General features: G+C 68.2%; 1 pseudogene. It reads left to right on the top strand.

The window, feature by feature from the left end:
• A pseudogene (locus LDO41_RS34160) lies at nt 1-496 on the top strand (filamentous hemagglutinin N-terminal domain-containing protein); the annotation flags it as partial.
• Nucleotides 497-559 lie beyond the last annotated feature (63 nt).

Genomic DNA, 559 nt, shown 5'->3' with positions numbered 1-559 from the left:
CGTCGATACGTTCCGCACGGAGGGCGTGACCACCGGCTCCGCGCACTTCACGCGCACGTGCATGATCGTCTGCCGGACCTCGGCGTCATCCGACACGTCGGTGGTCGGGGGCCTGCTCTCGGCGAGCGGCAACATCGACATCACCGCTGGCATGGCTGCGATAAACATCGGTGGCCGCGTGCTCGCCGTCGGCGACCTCACCGTCAACGCGCCGGTGACCTACGCCACCGGGGTCGCCGGCTACACCGCAATCGCACGCGACCGGGGCTTCAAGGCGTTCTTCGGCGATAGCTGGGCGCGCCTGTATGCAATGGATGTAGGCGGCAGCTGGATGGCTACAGGTCGCACGCGTATCGGCGGCGATGCGATCGTGACCGGCGGTAGCTTCGATGGCGACGTCGCGGTGGCCGGCACCACCACTGTGTTGCGCCCGCGCCAGATCGAGCCGGTCTCGGTGGAAAGCCACCTCGGCATGACGTCATGGTTGTGGCGATGAGCCGGCAACACGCGTACCCCGCTCGCCGCCGCGCGGCGGTTGCATGCTGGCTGATGGCGATGG

Origin of the sequence: Cupriavidus pampae (assembly GCF_914271485.1) — a bacterium.
GTDB classification, from domain to species: domain Bacteria; phylum Pseudomonadota; class Gammaproteobacteria; order Burkholderiales; family Burkholderiaceae; genus Cupriavidus; species Cupriavidus pampae.
Note: the sequence above shows the minus strand (reverse complement) of the source record. Positions and strands in the feature narration are given on the sequence as shown.